The organism is Haemophilus parainfluenzae T3T1 (assembly GCF_000210895.1).
Classification (GTDB): Bacteria; Pseudomonadota; Gammaproteobacteria; order Enterobacterales; family Pasteurellaceae; genus Haemophilus_D; species Haemophilus_D parainfluenzae_A.
Genome location: NC_015964.1, coordinates 1,901,918 through 1,918,128 on the forward strand (window position 1 = coordinate 1,901,918; position 16,211 = coordinate 1,918,128).

General features: G+C 39.3%; 12 protein-coding genes and 1 CRISPR repeat array (1 of these 13 cut by a window edge). Of the genes, 8 read left to right on the forward strand and 4 right to left on the reverse strand.

Annotated elements, in window-relative coordinates; all coding sequences use genetic code 11:
* Positions 1–125: 125 nt before the first annotated feature.
* The 4 genes from parE to gltS are packed head-to-tail and all read left to right on the forward strand — an operon-like array spanning position 126 to position 6,752.
* Positions 126–2,024 (forward strand): DNA topoisomerase IV subunit B, encoded by a 1,899-nt coding sequence (parE, locus tag PARA_RS09365; protein WP_014065563.1) that lies wholly within the window; start codon positions 126–128, stop codon positions 2,022–2,024.
* A 16-nt stretch (positions 2,025–2,040) separates the two neighbouring features.
* Positions 2,041–3,234 carry a copper-containing nitrite reductase gene (nirK, locus tag PARA_RS09370; protein WP_014065564.1) on the forward strand — a complete coding sequence of 398 codons (1,194 nt, stop codon included), beginning with the start codon at positions 2,041–2,043 and terminating at the stop codon, positions 3,232–3,234.
* An 11-nt stretch (positions 3,235–3,245) separates the two neighbouring features.
* Positions 3,246–5,501, forward strand: coding sequence for a DNA topoisomerase IV subunit A (gene parC / locus PARA_RS09375; RefSeq protein ID WP_041918279.1), 2,256 nt, complete (start codon positions 3,246–3,248; stop codon positions 5,499–5,501).
* 36 nt (positions 5,502–5,537) lie between these two features.
* Entirely contained in the window at positions 5,538–6,752 is a 1,215-nt protein-coding gene (gltS, locus tag PARA_RS09380; RefSeq protein ID WP_014065566.1) for a sodium/glutamate symporter, read from the forward strand.
* Between the two features lie 55 nt (positions 6,753–6,807).
* Here the strand turns inward: gltS and folC are convergent, their stop codons facing one another.
* From folC to rplY, 4 genes are all read right to left on the reverse strand, one after another.
* Positions 6,808–8,112 carry a bifunctional tetrahydrofolate synthase/dihydrofolate synthase gene (gene folC / locus PARA_RS09385; protein ID WP_014065567.1) on the reverse strand — a complete coding sequence of 435 codons (1,305 nt, stop codon included), beginning with the start codon at positions 8,110–8,112 and terminating at the stop codon, positions 6,808–6,810.
* Between the two features lie 4 nt (positions 8,113–8,116).
* Positions 8,117–9,007, reverse strand: coding sequence for an acetyl-CoA carboxylase, carboxyltransferase subunit beta (gene accD, locus PARA_RS09390; RefSeq protein WP_014065568.1), 891 nt, complete (start codon positions 9,005–9,007; stop codon positions 8,117–8,119).
* A 65-nt stretch (positions 9,008–9,072) separates the two neighbouring features.
* Entirely contained in the window at positions 9,073–9,867 is a 795-nt protein-coding gene (gene truA, locus PARA_RS09395; RefSeq protein ID WP_014065569.1) for a tRNA pseudouridine(38-40) synthase TruA, read from the reverse strand.
* A gap of 103 nt (positions 9,868–9,970) precedes the next feature.
* Entirely contained in the window at positions 9,971–10,258 is a 288-nt protein-coding gene (gene rplY / locus PARA_RS09400; protein WP_014065570.1) for a 50S ribosomal protein L25, read from the reverse strand.
* A gap of 226 nt (positions 10,259–10,484) precedes the next feature.
* On the opposite strand from rplY, the gene PARA_RS09405 reads away from it, so the two are divergent.
* The 4 genes from PARA_RS09405 to cas2 all read left to right on the forward strand — a co-directional run bounded on the left by PARA_RS09405 (position 10,485) and on the right by cas2 (position 15,868).
* The gene (locus PARA_RS09405; RefSeq protein WP_014065571.1) at positions 10,485–11,090 is read left to right on the forward strand and encodes a DedA family protein; all 606 of its coding nucleotides are present in this window, start codon (positions 10,485–10,487) and stop codon (positions 11,088–11,090) included.
* A 327-nt stretch (positions 11,091–11,417) separates the two neighbouring features.
* On the forward strand, positions 11,418–14,576 hold the full coding sequence (cas9, locus tag PARA_RS09410; protein WP_014065572.1) for a type II CRISPR RNA-guided endonuclease Cas9: 3,159 nt from the start codon (positions 11,418–11,420) through the stop codon (positions 14,574–14,576).
* 55 nt (positions 14,577–14,631) lie between these two features.
* The gene (gene cas1 / locus PARA_RS09415; RefSeq protein ID WP_041918280.1) at positions 14,632–15,549 is read left to right on the forward strand and encodes a type II CRISPR-associated endonuclease Cas1; all 918 of its coding nucleotides are present in this window, start codon (positions 14,632–14,634) and stop codon (positions 15,547–15,549) included.
* The gene (gene cas2, locus PARA_RS09420; RefSeq protein ID WP_014065574.1) at positions 15,542–15,868 is read left to right on the forward strand and encodes a CRISPR-associated endonuclease Cas2; all 327 of its coding nucleotides are present in this window, start codon (positions 15,542–15,544) and stop codon (positions 15,866–15,868) included. Before cas1 ends, cas2 begins: the two co-directional genes overlap by 8 nt.
* Before the next feature lie 61 nt (positions 15,869–15,929).
* Positions 15,930–16,211: a CRISPR direct-repeat array (repeat unit 36 nt; unit sequence ATTATAGCACTGCGAAATGAAAAAGGGAGCTACAAC) (it continues 810 nt past the right edge of the window).

Sequence of the window (16,211 nt, forward strand, 5' to 3'; positions counted from 1 at the left end):
TCAAATTTTGACCGCATTTTTACTTGATATAGTATCCTTCTCTTTTCTCATCTTTGATTTTATAAACGCGTCATTTTTTGATAAAATCACGCTAATTTTTTATAAATAAGTAACTAATTTTAAAAATGACTACAAATTATTCTGCTCAAGAAATTACGGTTCTGAAAGATCTCGAACCGGTGCAAATTCGCCCCGGCATGTACACGGACACCACCCGTCCAAATCATCTTGCACAAGAAGTTATTGATAACAGTGTGGATGAAGCCCTTGCAGGTTTTGCCACCAAAGTTGAAGTGATTTTACACGCTGATCAATCGCTTGAAGTCATTGATAATGGCCGCGGAATGCCTGTGGATATTCACCCAACTGAAGGCGTTTCTGGTGTCGAAGTGATCTTAACCAAACTTCATGCTGGCGGTAAGTTCTCGAATAAAAACTATGAATTTGCCGGTGGTTTACACGGGGTGGGGATTTCTGTCGTCAATGCCCTTTCAGAACGCGTTGATATTCAAGTCAAACGTAATGGCGAAGTATATAAAATTGCCTTTGAAAATGGCGTAAAAGTAGAAGAATTGGAAGTCATCGGGACTTGTGGCAGACGTACAACCGGCACCACCGTTCACTTCAAACCGAATCCAAAATATTTTGATAGCAAGAATTTTTCTGTTAGCCGTTTACGCCACTTATTGCGTGCCAAAGCCGTGCTTTGTTCAGGCTTAGAGATTAAATTTGTCGATAAAGTGAATAACACCGAAGATGTGTGGTGTTATCAAGATGGTTTATCCGATTACTTAACCGAAGCGGTGAATGGTTTTGAAACCTTGCCTGAAAAACCATTTGTCGGTGAATTTAAAGGCTCCACCGAAGCGGTAAGCTGGGCATTGTTATGGTTACCTGAAGGTGGCGAGCTTATTGCTGAAAGCTATGTAAACTTGATTCCAACAGTCCAAGGCGGAACACACGTAAATGGTCTTCGCCAAGGCTTGCTCAATGCCATGACCGAATATTGCGAATTCCGCAATAAATTACCACGAGGGGTGAAATTAACAGCAGATGACATTTGGGATCGCTGTGCTTATATTCTTTCACTCAAAATGCAAGATGCTCAATTTGCTGGCCAAACAAAAGAACGCTTATCTTCCCGTCAAAGTGCGGTCTTTGTTGCGGGTGTTTTAAAAGATGCCTTCAGTTTATGGTTGAATCAAAACGTACAAGATGCGGATCGCTTAGCTGAAATGGCGATCAGTTCTGCACAACGTCGTCTGAATGCAGCCAAAAAAGTCGTGCGTAAAAAATTAGTGAGTGGTCCTGCTCTACCGGGTAAATTAGCCGATTGTGCATCACAAAATTTAGAAAAAACCGAATTATTCTTAGTAGAGGGTGACTCTGCGGGCGGCTCGGCCAAACAGGCGCGTGACCGTGAATATCAAGCGATCCTACCGTTACGCGGAAAAATCTTAAATACTTGGGAAGTCGCCAGTGATCAAGTGCTTGGCTCAACGGAAATTCATGATATTGCTGTGGCGCTTGGTATCGACCCTGATAATGAAGACTTATCTCAACTTCGTTACGGGAAAGTTTGTATTTTAGCCGATGCGGACTCTGATGGTTTGCACATCGCCACCCTACTCTGTGCCCTCTTTTTACGCCATTTCCCGAAATTGGTACAAGATGGACACGTTTATGTGGCAATGCCACCACTCTATCGTATCGACTTAGGCAAAGAAGTGTTTTATGCCCTCGATGAAAGCGAAAAAGAAGCCATTTTAGAACGCTTAAAAGGTAAAAAAGGTACCTTAAACGTACAACGTTTCAAAGGTTTGGGTGAAATGGATCCGTCACAATTACGTGAAACTACCATGGATCCGAATACACGCCGTTTAGTTCAATTAACCTATGAGCTAGGCGAAGATCAAGGGGCAGAAACATTAGAATTAATGGATATGTTACTCGCTAAAAAACGAGCGGAAGATCGCAAAAATTGGTTGCAAACTAATGGCGACCAAGTGGATTTAGCCGTTTAATTATTTGAGGTCAATCATGAACGAACAACGTCGAGATTTTTTTAAAAACAGTGCACTAGGCCTAGCAACAATTACATTAGGTGCTGGTTTAAGCCTTATTCCTTCTGCTCAAGCGGAAGAAAAAGCCTCAAATACAGCAACTACTGCAGTTGAGAATTTACCAGAAATTGAAGCTGAACTAACGCTTGCGCCAAATGTACCAAAACCGATTGAACGTAATTACCCTGCAAAAGTTGTGGTAAAACTGACCGCACTTGAGCAAATTATGGATTTAATGGATGGTGTGCAATTTAAATTCTGGACATTAAACGGCAGCGTGCCTGCGCCATTCATTCGTGTACGTGAAGGCGATATGGTGGAAGTGCAACTTTCCAACTCAGCCAGCTCAATGATGCCGCATAGTATCGATTTTCACGCTGCCGCTGTGCCAATGGGTGGTGCTATTGCGAGTGAAACCCCACCAACCCGCACATCAACCTTCCAATTTAGAGCATTACGTTCGGGGATTTATCTATACCACTGTGGCAGTCAGCCTGTGGATATTCACCTTGCCAAGGGGATGTATGGCTTAGTTTTAGTTGAGCCGAAAGAAGGCCTGCCAAAAGTGGATCGTGAATTTTACATTATGCAAAGTGAATTCTATACCAAAGGTGAGTTTGGCGATCCAGGCTTACAACCATTCAGTATGCAAAAAGCCATTGATGAACGTCCTGAATACGTACTCTTCAACGGTAAAGTCGGTGCAACCATGGATGAAAATGCCTTAAAAGCAAAAACCGGTGAAACCATTCGCCTATTTGTAGGAAATGCGGGGCCGAATTTATGCTCTTCTTTCCACTTAATCGGTGCGGTATTTGACAATGTGTATGTGGAAGGCGGTACACTTGTTAATCACAATGTTCAAACGACCTTGATTCCATCTGGCAGTGCCACCATGGTAGAAACGCGAATTGATGTGCCGGGTACTTATGTCTTTATGGATCATTCCATTTTCCGCGCTGTAAACAAAGGCACAATGGGACATATTGTGGTTGAAGGCGAAAAAAATCCGAATATTTATTCTGGCAAGTTAAAAGACGAAGCCTTTAAAGAAGCCAACCCACAAAAACCACAGCCCGTTCCTTATGAAATAGATAGTCATAAAGGAATCGATATGGGACATTCTCCTCACGAACATTCTGATGGGAATTCCGGTGCAACCAGAAAATAGATTAGAAGAATATGAGCAATATTAATTACGAAGGCATCGAGCAGATGCCACTTCGCACCTTTACAGAAAAGGCTTACCTTAATTATTCAATGTACGTCATCATGGATCGTGCATTGCCTTTTATTGGCGATGGCTTAAAGCCTGTTCAACGTCGTATTGTCTATGCGATGTCTGAACTGGGTTTAAATGCCGCGGCAAAATTTAAAAAGTCCGCGCGTACCGTCGGTGATGTGTTAGGTAAATTCCATCCACATGGTGACTCTGCTTGTTATGAAGCCATGGTATTAATGGCTCAGCCTTTTTCTTATCGTTATCCTTTGGTAGATGGGCAAGGAAACTGGGGGGCGCCAGATGATCCTAAATCATTTGCGGCAATGCGTTATACAGAATCTCGCCTGTCCAAAATCTCTGAAATTTTATTATCTGAATTAGGCCAAGGCACTGTTGATTTCCAACCGAACTTTGATGGTACCTTAGAAGAACCTCAATATTTGCCTGCACGTTTGCCTCATATTCTGTTAAACGGCACCACCGGGATTGCCGTCGGGATGGCAACCGATATTCCACCACATAATATTAATGAAGTGGCGGATGCCGCTGTTATGCTATTAGATAATCCAAAAGCAGGATTAGATGATGTACTCAATATCATTCAAGGCCCGGATTTCCCAACTGAAGCGGAAATTATTTCACCAAAAGATGATATTCGCAAAATGTATGAAACCGGTCGTGGTTCTATCAAAATGCGTGCAACATGGCATAAAGAAGACGGTGAAATCATCATTAGTGCACTTCCTCATCAATCTTCACCATCAAAAATCATTGCGCAAATTGCTGAACAAATGACAGCAAAAAAATTGCCAATGGTGGAAGATATTCGTGATGAAGCAGATTATGAAAACCCTGTACGTATCGTGCTTGTGCCACGTTCAAATCGTGTTGATACGGATGCCTTAATGGCGCATTTATTTGCGACGACTGATCTCGAAAAAAGCTATCGTGTAAATATGAATATGATCGGACTTGATCATAAACCAGCCGTAAAAGGCCTACTTCAAGTTCTTATCGAATGGCTGACATTCCGTCGTACTACCGTGACACGTCGTTTACAACATCGTTTAGATAAAGTACTCGCTCGTTTGCACATTTTAGATGGTTTGATGATTGCCTTCCTCAATATTGACGAAGTGATTGAGATTATTCGTACTGAAGATGAACCAAAACAAGTTTTAATGGCTCGCTTTAACTTAAGTGATGAACAGGCAGAAGCCATTTTAAACTTACGTTTACGCCATTTGGCCAAATTAGAAGAACATCAATTACAAGCTGAAAAAGATAAACTCGAAGAAGAGCGGTCAAATTTAGAGTTAATTTTAGGATCTGAACGTCGCTTAAATACCTTGATCAAAAAAGAAATTCAAGAAGATGCGAAAAAATACGCCAGCCCTAGAATGTCTCAATTAGTTGAACGTGAAGAAGCGAAAGCCATTTCTGAAAGTGAAATGACTCCGGCTGAACCCGTTACCGTTATCTTATCTGAAATGGGCTGGGTACGCTGTGCAAAAGGTCATGACATTGATCCGGAAGGATTAAGCTATAAAGCAGGCGATAAATATCTGGCTCACGCTTGCGGTAAAAGTAATCAGCCTGTAATCTTTATTGACAGCACGGGGCGTAGCTATGCTTTAGATCCATTAAGCTTGCCTTCTGCGCGTTCACAAGGTGAACCACTCACCGGTAAACTGACATTACCGGCCGGTGCGACCATTGAACAGGTTATTATGGAACCTGAAAAACAAGAATTATTGATGGCATCAGATGCAGGATATGGTTTTATTTGCAAATTTGAAGATTTAATTGCGCGTAATAAAGCAGGAAAAGCCTTGATTTCTTTGCCAGAAAATGCGAAAGTCTTGAAACCTGAGACACTTTCCGAGTCGACCTCACTTCTTGTGTCCCTCACTTCAGCGGGTCGAATGCTGATTTTTCCGGTACGGGATTTACCGGCATTATCAAAAGGGAAAGGCAACAAAATCATCAGTATTCCAGCAGCGAATGCAAAAGCGCGGTCAGAATTATTAGTGAAATTGTTCTTAATTTCAGAGCAAGCTAGCCTTGAGTTCCATTCCGGTAAACGAAAAATCACATTAAAACCGGAAGATCTGCAAAAATTCCGAGCGGAACGCGGCAGAAAAGGCTCCCAATTACCACGTGGATTACATAGCAATGTTGATATTGTGGTAGTTGAACCCGAACACAACTCATAAGAATTCTCGAAACCAAACTAAATAGGAGGATATTTCGTGAATATTGTTTTTGATACCTATCAAACTCTTGCTTTAGCAAGCTTTGTATTATTACTTGGTTATTTTCTAGTAAAACGTATTCGCGTTTTACAAACATTCAATATCCCTGAGCCTGTTGTTGGTGGCTTTATTGTGGCTATTGCATTAACCATTTTATACAAAGTAAACGGCACCTCATTCACCTTTGAGAAAAGCTTACAAACATCTATGATGTTAGTATTCTTCTCCTCTATCGGTTTAAGTGCAAACTTTGCCCGCTTAGTTAAAGGTGGAAAACCATTAGTTATTTTCCTACTTGTCGCGGCCCTTCTCATTGTTTTCCAAAATTTCATCGGTATTTTAGGTACTCAATTATTAGGCATTGATCCTGCTTACGGTTTACTTGCAGGTTCTATTACCTTAACGGGTGGTCATGGTACAGGTGCTGCTTGGGCAGAAACATTCACCAAAGAATTTAACCTACCTGCTGCAACAGAAATTGCCATGGCATGTGCCACATTTGGTTTAGTCTTCGGTGGTATCTTAGGTGGTCCAGTATCTCGTTATTTATTAAATCGTCAAAAACAAGGTGAAAACCCAGAGAATGATGAAGTAGATGACGTACAAGAGGCATTTGAACACCCGACTTACAAACGTAAAATAAATGCGCGCTCAATCATTGAGACCATCGCAATGCTTTCTTTATGTTTACTCGTCGGTCAATACTTAGATGGCTTAACAAAAGGTACACAAATGCAATTACCAACATTCGTATGGTGTTTGTTTACTGGTGTAATTATTCGTAACAGCTTAACCAATTTATTCAAATTCCAAGTGGCTGATTCAGCGATTGACGTATTAGGTAGTGTAGGTTTATCTATCTTCTTAGCCATCGCCTTAATGTCTCTCAAACTTTGGGAATTGGTAGGTCTTGCAGCAGATGTACTCATTATCTTAGCGGTTCAAGTTGCCTTCATGGCTTTCTTCGCCATCTACTTCACATACCGTATTATGGGTAAAGATTACGATGCGATTGTATTAAGTGCGGGTCACTGTGGTTTCGGTCTCGGTGCAACACCAACAGCCGTTGCTAACATGCAAGCGATTACTAGTCGTTTCGGACCTTCTCACAAAGCGTTCTTAATCGTACCAATGGTAGGAGCGTTCTTTATCGACTTATTAAATAATGGTATTTTAAAAATGTTCTTAAGCCTTGTTAAATACCTTCACTAATAAAATATAAAAAGAAAGGCTGACATCTTGTCAGCCTTTTTACTTTGTAAACCCATTATGCTAAATATTCTAAAAACTCCCCTACCGTGTGGAAAGATCCAAATACCAGCACAATGTCATTTTTATCTGCATTTTTAACCGCACTTTGCAGACCTTCAACTACAGAATCTTCAGAAAAACTTTTTGCTGATGGGTAAACTGATGTTAATTTTGCATTTAAGTCATCACCCGATTGACCACGGTAACCGCCTAGTGTTACACAATGCCATTGGTCAATAACGGAAATAAGCTGAGTAAACACCGACTCGGCATCTTTATCTTTTAACATTCCACAAACGGCAATAATACGCCCTGAAATTTGTGTTTTAAGTGCGGTCAATTTTTCGGCTAAATATTTTGCCGCATGAGGATTATGCCCAACATCGATGATCACTTTTGGCAACTGTGAATAGGATACATTCAAGCGTTCTGCCAGCTTTTCTAACTGATTACCTTTCAATCGTTGAAAGCGTCCCACCAATTCCACTTCAATTAATGAACGTTTAATGATATCGACAGAAATATTAAAAGGTAGCTGTTCAACGGCAGCCAAAGCTGTTGCCGCATTGGCTAATGGAATGTGGCAAAACGGCAGATTTTCTAACCGCACTTTATTGCTCTGCCACATCCAAGTTTGCTCATTGGCTTTAAACGACCAAGTAACATCTCGACGTGAAACTAGGCAATGTAGCTTCTCAGCTTGTTCTATCATAGGTTGCGGGACATTGGGTTCGCCAATCACAACCGGTTTATTCGCGCGGAAAATACCCGCTTTTTCAAAGCCGATTTCTTCTCGAGTTGACCCAAGAAAATCCGTATGATCAATATCAATACTGGTGATAACCGCCAGATCATTATCGACAATATTGGTTGCATCTAAGCGTCCACCAAGCCCTACTTCTAAAATCACGACATCAAGCTTTGCTTGTTTGAATAAATGCAAAGCTGATAAGGTGCTAAATTCAAAATAAGTGAGGGACTGCGTTTTATGCTTTTCAATAAAATCAAAAGAAGCAGTATGCATCTCATCCGGCAAGTCTTGATTTTGAATACGAACACGCTCGTTATAACGCAATAAATGAGGTGAGGAATACACACCCACACGCAAACCATGATTTAACAAAATAGTTTCAAGCAAACGGCACGTTGTGCCTTTGCCATTTGTGCCCCCCACCGTGATCACATAAGGTGCGGGATTCAAAAGATCCAATTCTTCTGCCACCGATTTAATACGATCTAGCCCTAAATCAATGGCTTTAAAGTGACTGTTTTCCAAATAAGAAAGCCACTCAGCGAGTGGCGAAGTGGCTTTTAAATTCATTGTATTACTCATGTTCAACAACTTCTACTTCAACAAAAGGTGAAGGTTGATTGGTGAGTTTGCTTAAAAGGTTTCCAAGGGTTGAACGCATTTCTGAACGTTTCACGATCATATCAATCGCCCCTTTCTCGAGTAAGAATTCACTACGTTGGAAGCCTTCCGGTAATTTTTCACGTACAGTTTGTTCGATAACACGTGGGCCTGCAAAACCGATTAATGCTTTTGGTTCAGCAATGTTCACATCACCTAACATCGCAAAACTTGCAGAAACACCACCTAATGTTGGATCCGTTAATACAGAAATAAACGGCACACCTTTTTCACGCATTTTCGCTAACACCGCACTGGTTTTCGCCATTTGCATTAATGAGAAAAGGGCTTCTTGCATACGTGCACCGCCACTTGCAGAGAAACACACAAATGGACAATTTAATTCAATTGCTTTTTCTGCCGCTTTTACAAATTTTGAACCCACAACAGAGCCCATTGAACCGCCCATGAAACTAAAGTTAGAGGCAGCAACAACTACAGGCATGTTGTAAAGTGTACCGGTCATTGTGATTAACGCATCTTTTTCACCGGTTTCTTTTTGTGCGGCAGTAATACGATCTTTATATTTTTTTAAATCTTTAAATTTAAGAATATCTTTTGGTTCTAAATCAGCCGACAATTCTTGGCTTGAACCTTCATCTAATAAGGCTAAAAGGCGCTCACGAGCATCAATGCGCATATGATGGCCGCATTTTGGGCAAACATGTAAATTACGTTTTACTTCTTCGCCGTAAAGGACTTGTTCACAAGAGGTACATTTCGTCCAAACCCCTTCTGGCACGTTTGCTTTACGTGATGTAGAGGAAGAGGTTCCTTTGCTAAAAATTTTATCAATCCAGCTCATTTTTTACCTTTTTTATTAACTAGAAAAGTCTGTGTATTTAATCATAATTTAGCGAAATTTGCTAGTCAGATGAGATTATCTTCTAAAAACAATGGCCCTAAATTTTTCTGTGGAATCGCAAATTTTTCAGGGTAAATGACATTCACTAAATATAAGCCTTCGGGTTTCGCTGTTGGCGCGGCCAATTTACGATCTTTTTGCTCTAACAACCATTTCATCCACTCAACAGGTTGGTTACCGGCACCGACTTCAATCAAGCTTCCCACGATGTTGCGTACCATATGATGCACAAAAGCATTGGCTTGAATATCCACAATAACAAACTGCCCTTTTCGCACCACATTTAAATGATGCACATTTCGCCAAGGCGTATTCGATTGACATTGTGCCGCACGGAAAGAAGAAAAATCATTTTCCCCCAATAAGAACTGCCCCGCTTGGTGCATTTTCTTTTCGTCTAAATCTAAATGGCAATGAGTAATCCCTTCCGGCAAAATGGCTGAACGTAATTTATTGCAATACAAGATATAACGATAACGACGCGCGGTTGCCGAAAAACGAGCGTGAAATTCATCATCCACCACTTTTGCCCAACTTACTGAAATATCATCAGGCAAATTTGCATTAGTCCCAAATGCCCAAGCTTTTTCAGGACGAACCGCTGTGGTTTCAAAATGCACAACTTGCCCCGTGCCATGTACACCAGAGTCTGTTCTGCCCGCACAAAACACTTCAATTTTTTCATTTGCCACGAAAGATAACGCTTTTTCTAATTCTTCTTGTACGCTACGCACTTTCTCTTGTCGCTGCCAGCCACAATACTGTTTTCCGTTATATTCAATGCCTAAGGCTATCTTCATTGGAAAATACTCCTAAAACGATTTCAAATTTGACCGCACTTTGCCCGAAAAGAAAAAACACCAATAACTCATCATTATTGGTGTTCTTATCACAAGCTAAAAATTAAGCACGTTTGAAGTCAATGTGAACCAATTTTGGTTTGAATGGGTGACGTTGCATTGCTTGAACTTTCACTGCAACTTCTTTACCTTCAACCACTAAAGTGATTACATCGCTATAGAAAGAATCGTGAACTTGTGCGTTGTTTAATTCATCGTGATTTAAGATGATTGAAACAGGTGCTTCGCTGCCACCATAAATGATTGCAGGGATTTGACCGTTGTGACGCAGGCGGCGGCTCGCACCCTTACCTTGCGCTTGACGAACTTCAGCGTTAAATTTAAATGCCATTTTAATGTTCTCTTGATTAAAAGTTTAAAATAAAAAATTGCAGGCGACCCAGCAATTTTCCTAAATTTGCTCAAAGACAAACTTTGAGAGCGACGGATTATAAAATATTCAGCCCCACAATGCAAATTTACACAGCAAATTTTTTCTAGGCTTTTCAAGGTAAAGCGATTAAAATAAGCCCCAATTTTTAATTAATTTTAACTAACTGATTGTAAGTGGGTTTCAAATGGAATTTCTTATCAGCTTTTTTACCGATTACGGTTATTGGGCGGTGCTATTTGTTCTTATTATTTGTGGCTTTGGTGTACCCATTCCAGAAGATATCACGCTTGTATCCGGTGGCGTAATTGCTGGTCTTTATCCTGAAAGTGTAAACTCCCATTTAATGTTATTAGTCAGTATGATCGGCGTACTTGCTGGTGACTCTTGCATGTATTGGCTTGGTCGCATTTACGGCACCCGAATTCTTCGTTTCCGCCCAATGCGCAAAGTGCTTACCTTACAACGCTTAAAAATGGTGCGTGAAAAATTTGCTCAATACGGCAACCGTGTTTTATTTGTGGCTCGTTTCCTTCCAGGATTACGCGCGCCAATTTATATGGTTTCTGGTATTACCCGCCGCGTCAGTTACACACGCTTTGTATTAATTGATTTCTGTGCGGCTATTATTTCCGTGCCAATTTGGGTTTACCTTGGCGAATTAGGTGCTAAAAACTTAGATTGGTTACACGAACAAATTCAAAAAGGTCAGCTTGTGATTTATATCCTTGTTGGCGCATTAGCGGTTTTCTTATTCTGGAAATGGAAAAAAGCGAAGAAACAGGCTAAATAATTTTCTATAAAGTGCGGTTAAAATTTTATAAATTTTCGTCAATAAAAAAACGCTTAATAATTTTATTAAGCGTTTTTTGTTTTTGTTAACCTACTATCACATCTTTATTTTCTAAATAAGCAGAAAAAAGATGTCCCTTGAAACTTACATTTCAAGGGACAGAGCTTTGCGAGAAATCTTTTCTCTTATTGTAACAACGTTTTTCATTTCGCAGTGCCATTACAACGAGGTGAATTCTATCTATTTATTTTTTTATCGTCAATATATTTTTTATACAAAAATCTGTTAAAATTTAAACAAAAAAACTAATAAAAAGGAACCAACCTTATGGAAAATAAAAACTTACATTATATCCTTGGTCTCGACCTTGGTATCGCCTCTGTTGGCTGGGCTGTAGTTGAAATTGACGAAAAAGAGAATCCTCTGCGTTTAATTGATGTTGGTGTACGTACTTTCGAACGAGCAGAAACGCAAAAAGGTGAGAGCTTAGCTCTTTCTCGCCGTTCAGCCCGCTCTGCTCGTCGATTAACTCAGCGTCGCGTTGCTCGTCTGAAAAAAGCAAAACGACTTCTAAAATCAGAAAATATCCTATTATCCACTGATGAACGTCTTCCTCATCAAGTTTGGCAGCTACGTGTCGAAGGTCTAGATCGTAAACTAGAACGCCAAGAATGGGCTGCAGTATTATTACATTTAATTAAGCACCGTGGTTATTTATCTCAGCGTAAAAATGAAAGTAAAAGCGAAAATAAAGAGCTAGGCGCGTTATTAAGCGGTGTAGCCAGTAACCATGAATTACTGCAACAAGCTACATATCGCACGCCTGCGGAACTTGCTGTAAAAAAATTTGAGGTCGAAGAAGGTCATATCCGTAACCAGCAAGGTGCCTATACTCATACGTTTAGCCGACTAGACTTGCTCGCTGAAATGGAACTTCTCTTCTCTCGTCAACAACACTTTGGTAATCCATTCGCTTCAGAAAAATTATTAGAAAATTTAACCGCACTTTTAATGTGGCAAAAGCCTGCCTTATCTGGTGAAGACATTTTAAAAATGCTCGGTAAATGTACTTTTGAAGATGAATATAAGGCGGCTAAAAATACCTATACTGCAGAACGCTTTGTTTGGATAACAAAATTAAATAATTTGCGTATTCAAGAAAATGGCTTAGAGCGTGCTTTAAGTGATAATGAACGTTTAATGTTAATCGAGCAACCTTATGAAAAAGCCAAATTAACTTATGCACAAGTGCGTTCAATATTAAATTTATCTGATGATGCAATATTTAAAGGTGTCCGTTATTCCGGTGAAGATAAAAAAGCCATTGAAACCAAAACAACGCTGATGGAAATGAAAGCCTATCACCAAATTCGTAAGGTATTGGAAGGTAATAACCTAAAAGCTGAATGGGTAGCATTAAAGGCAAATCCAACATTATTAGATGAAATTGGTACGGCATTTTCATTATATAAAACTGATGAAGATATCAGCGCTTACTTAGCAGGAAAACTCTCTCAACCTGTATTAAATGCCTTATTGGAAAATCTTAGTTTTGATAAATTTATCCAATTATCTCTTAAAGCTTTATATAAACTTCTACCATTAATGCAACAAGGACTACGCTATGACGAGGCTTGCCGTGAAATTTATGGCGATCATTATGGTAAAAAAACAGAAGAAACCCATCACTTCTTACCACAGATTCCAGCTGATGAAATCCGTAATCCTGTGGTTTTAAGAACACTCACGCAGGCTCGTAAAGTGATTAATGGTGTAGTGAGATTATATGGTTCACCTGCTCGTATTCATATTGAAACAGGACGAGAAGTTGGCAAATCTTACAAAGATCGCCATGAACTAAAAAAACGTCAGGAAGAAAATCGTAAACAGCGTGAAAAAACAATTAGTGAAATAAAAACACTATTCCCTAATTTTTCTGGTGAACCTAAGGGCAAAGACATTTTGAAAATGCGCTTATACTATCAGCAAAATGCAAAATGTTTATATTCCGGTAAACCTTTAGAATTACACCGTTTGTTCGAACAAAAGTATGTAGAAGTAGATCACGCTTTACCTCTTTCCCGTACTTGGGATGATAGCTTTAATAATAAAGTGCTAGTGCTGGCTAATGAAAACCAAAACAAAGGCAATTTAACACCTTTTGAATGGCTTGATGGTAAAAATAACAGCGAACGTTGGAGAACATTCAAAGCATTAGTTGAAACGAGCGCATTCCCTTATGCGAAAAAACAACGCATCCTAAGCCAAAAGCTTGATGAGAAAGGATTTATTGAGCGTAACTTAAACGATACTCGCTATGTTGCTCGTTTCTTGTGTAACTTTATTGCAGATAATATGCACTTAACTGGCGAAGGAAAACGTAAAGTATTTGCTTCCAATGGACAAATTACAGCTTTACTTCGTCGTCGTTGGGGACTAGCAAAATCGCGCGAAGATAATGACCGACATCATGCTTTAGATGCGGTTTTGGTTGCTTGCTCAACAGTCGCCATGCAGCAAAAAATCACACGTTTTGTTCGTTTTAAAGCAGGCGATGTATTCACTGGTGAACGAATAGATCGTGAAACGGGTGAAATTATTCCATTACACTTCCCTACACCATGGCAATTTTTCAAGCAAGAAGTTGAAATTCGTATTTTTAGTGATAATCCTAAACTGGAGCTAGAAAATAGATTGCCGGATCGTCCACAAGCCAATCATGAATTTGTCCAACCTCTGTTTGTATCTCGAATGCCAACACGCAAAATGACCGGTCAAGGACACATGGAAACCGTGAAATCAGCGAAACGTCTCAATGAAGGGATAAGCATGATTAAAATGCCACTCACTAAATTAAAATTAAAAGATTTAGAATTGATGGTAAATCGTGAGCGTGAAAAAGATCTTTATGATGCTTTAAAAACTCGTCTAGAGGCATTTAATGATGATCCTGCTAAAGCATTTGCTGAACCTTTTATGAAAAAAGGTGGAGCTATTGTTAAATCAGTGCGAGTAGAGCAAGTACAAAAATCTGGCGTATTAGTTCGTCAGGGTAATGGTGTCGCAGATAATGCCTCTATGGTGAGAGTAGATGTCTTCACTAAAGATGGAAAATATTTCCTTGTGCCAATTTATACCTGGCAAGTAGCTAAAGGTATTTTGCCAAACAAAGCTGTTATTCAAGGAAAAGATGAAGAGGATTGGGAGGATATAGATGATGCTACTTTCCAATTTTCATTACACCCAAATGATTTAATTAGCGTTAAAACTAAAAAAGATGAATTTTTGGGGTATTTTAACGGACTAAATCGACATACTGGAGGGATAAATATAAGAACCCATGATTTAGAAAAATCAAAAGGCAAACAAGGTATTTTTGAAGGTATTGGCGTTAAAATAGCCCTTTCCTTTGAAAAATATCAAATAGATGAGCTTGGTAAAAATATTCGTTTATGTAAACCAAGTAAACGCCAACCAGTCCGTTAATCTCAATTTAATCCTCATACGTATTGCGTATGGGGATTTTTTATAAGGATACATTATGACATGGAGAAGTCTTCTTATTAGTAAAGGAGGCAAACTTTCTTTGCATCAACAACAAATGCTGATTCAACAAGAAGGAAATGAATTTACCGTTCCTTTGGAAGATATTGCTATTGTCGTTGTAGAAAGCCGAGAAACAGTGATTACCCTTCCGTTGCTCTCGGCATTTGGTTTATACGGGATTACTTTATTGAGTTGTGATGAACAATTCTTACCTTGTGGTCAATGGCTCCCGTTTAATCAATATTATCGACAATTAAAAACCCTTAAATTACAACTTGAAACGAGCTTGCCACTGAAAAAACAACTTTGGCAACGTATTGTGCAACAAAAAATTCGTAATCAAGCAAAAGTCTTATCACTCTGTCAGCATCAAGAAAAATCAAAACGGTTACTCCAACTCGCTAATTTAGTGAAATCAGGTGATAAAGATAATCTTGAGGCACAAAGTGCGATCATTTATTTTTCCGGATTATTCGGCGCTCATTTCAGACGAAAAGAAGAAGATAATGCGATTAATATACATCTGAACTATGCTTACACCGTTGTGCGTTCAGCTGTAGCGAGAAGTCTTGTACTCTATGGTTGGCTACCTCAATTAGGCTTATTTCATCATAGCGAACTCAATGCCTTTAATTTAGCGGATGATTTTATTGAACCGTTTCGCCCTCTTATTGATTTACTGGTATGGAACTTGCTCGAAAAAGGATTACTCTCCCAAAGTCTCAGTCCTCTATCAAAACAGCGATTAATCAAAATCTTGCATCATCAAATGCGCTTTAACCAGGAAAAAGTGAGTGTTTTGACTGCTATTGATAAAACCATTGCCTCTTTACAAATTGCACTTATTAAAAAAAACGCAGCATTATTGCAGTTACCAGAGATTGATATATTGCAGGAATATCAATATGAGTGAGGGGGTATTTATGCGTATGATCGTTTTATTTGACTTACCGGTTACCACTAAAGCGAAAATGCGGGCAGCAAACCAATTTCGCCAATTTTTACTTAAAGATGGTTATCAAATGTTGCAACTTTCTATTTACACGCGAATTATTAAAGGGCGAGATGCGTTAGAAAAACATCATAAAAGACTCGTCGCACACTTACCTGAAGAAGGATCTATTCGATGTTTATCTATTACAGAAAAACAATTTGCAAGTATGGAAATTTTAGTAGGAGAGAAAAAACCACAAGAAAAAAAGGTCAATTCAAATCAATTATTGCTTTTTTAGCCGTTTTTTAGACAAAACAAAAGCCCCTAAACCTTACGGCATGGGGCTTTTTGCTGTCCCTATTATAGCACTGCGAAATGAAAAAGGGAGCTACAACAATGAAAACGATTAATGCAAAGATTGAGATATTATAGCACTGCGAAATGAAAAAGGGAGCTACAACTGATGTCCGTAAACTGTCGGACTATATGACATTATAGCACTGCGAAATGAAAAAGGGAGCTACAACACTGTTATATTGTGTTTACATTTTAATTTTATTATAGCACTGCGAAATGAAAAAGGGAGCTACAACTAATCTGTTTACATTTCCAACCTTTCCACAATTATAGCACTGCGAAAT